Here is a 1,646-nt window from a genome sequence, read left to right on the forward strand (position 1 = left end):
CCGAACGACAGCAGCGCCAAAGCGCCGAAGACGACGACCATGCGGTGACTGGACAGCAGCGGACTGATCGCGGTCGACATCAGGTACAGCGTCATCGTGACGACCGCAAAGAAGTGCGGCGAAAGGTATTCAATGTGCTGACCGCTCGGCCGCGAGATGATGGGAAACGCCACCAAGACGTACAGCAAGTAGGACGCAACTGCGAGGCCGGCCGCAACGAACACGAACAACGCGCAGCGACGCCATCCGGCAGGCTCCATCAGCACCACTGCCAGGGGCACGTAAACCGGCCACAGCACGTGCGAGAAAAAGGAATACGCGTGGGTCAGCACGGAGTTCAGCAACGGCGCATCCATGCTGAAAGTTAGCCAGATCACGCCTTCGATGAGTTGTTGGCATGCAAACAGCATTGGAATCGCCGCGAACGGCAGGGCCCGACGCTGACGCGTCGCCAACGCCGACCTCAAGGTCAAGGTACCGATGCCGAGCAACAGCGCGGCTGCGGAAAAGCTGGCGGTGGCTGAGAAGCACATTCAGTTCACGCCACAGAAGCCCCGGCCATGACCGATAGAACTTGCGCCGCGGCTCGCCAGATAGACGACAAGGCCCACCAGCCAGACCAAGGCCGGTAACAACAGCAGCCATCTGAAATCAGACTGCAGGGCGAAGTTGGTGGCGCTCATCAGCACGACAGTCAACGCGCCAGTAATGCCCAGCGCCCAAGGTGTGGCTTGTAATCGCAATGGCATGGCGACGGTGGCAACGAAGACCGTAAGCACGCCCGTACCGGCCATGAATCCACCCATGACGGTGAAGACTTTCTGCAACCAAGCTTCGAGTCCAGGCACGGCCGTCCGAAGCTGTTCGAGCGTGGTGCCCATGAAGCGCGGGTCTTCAGGCAACAGGGGTGGCCGCACAGCGACGAAATACAGACCCAGCGCTATCAGCCAAACACCGCAGGCCGTGAGCAGCCACCATGAAACGCGCCCGCTCCTGCCGGCGGCCGGCGACGGCAGCCTTGTCGTCTGCGCATTGCGCGGGGGCTTGTTCATGCCGCCACTCCCGCAGCAAGCTTCGTGGCGGGCGACTGCTCACCCGGTGATCCTGCGCGCTTGATGCCGGCCAGCTTGGTGCGCTTGAGCATCAGCGCGTTGATGGCCACCACCGCCGAGCTGCCCGACATCGACAGTGCGGCGATCTCTGGCGACAGTGTGAAGGGGTAGAACACCCCCGCCGCCAGCGGAAAGGCGATCACGTTGTAGCCGACCGCCCACCACAGGTTCTGGTGCATCTTGCGCAGCGTGGCGCGCGACAGCTCGATGGCACCGACCACGTCATACGGGTCGCTCTTCATCAGCACGACCTGGGCGCTTTCCATCGCCACGTCGGTGCCGGCACCGATGGCAAAGCCAACATCAGCCTGGGTCAGCGCCGGCGCATCGTTGATGCCGTCGCCGACCATGCCGACCTTGTGGCCCTGGTCCTGCAGTTCCTTGATCTTGGCCGCCTTCTGGCCGGGCAGCACTTCGGCCAGCACGATGTCGATGCCCAGTTCCTTGCCGATGCGATCGGCGGTGGCCTGGTTGTCGCCGGTCATCATCGCGACCTTGACACCGCGTTCTTGCAGCTTGGCGATCGTCGCCTTC

At 63.1% G+C, this 1,646-nt stretch carries 3 protein-coding genes; all 3 read right to left on the reverse strand.

Annotated elements, in window-relative coordinates; all coding sequences use genetic code 11:
• On the reverse strand, positions 1-533 hold a 533-nt coding region (locus RMO81_RS08280; protein ID WP_310475352.1), incomplete at its 3' end, for a DUF6629 family protein.
• Positions 534-1,052, reverse strand: coding sequence for a hypothetical protein (locus RMO81_RS08285; protein WP_310475353.1), 519 nt, complete (start codon positions 1,050-1,052; stop codon positions 534-536).
• A partial coding sequence (locus tag RMO81_RS08290) for an HAD-IC family P-type ATPase (protein WP_310475354.1) occupies positions 1,049-1,646 on the reverse strand: 598 nt, incomplete at its 5' end. The genes RMO81_RS08290 and RMO81_RS08285, both read right to left, overlap by 4 nt.

This window comes from Sandarakinorhabdus sp., from assembly GCF_031422795.1.
Classification (GTDB): domain Bacteria; phylum Pseudomonadota; class Alphaproteobacteria; order Sphingomonadales; family Sphingomonadaceae; genus Sandarakinorhabdus.

Excerpts from the sequence above, each read along its gene's own strand:
- RMO81_RS08285 (WP_310475353.1), bottom strand. The coding sequence starts at position 1,052 with ATGAACAAGCCCCCGCGCAATGCGCAGACGACAAGGCTGCCGTCGCCG.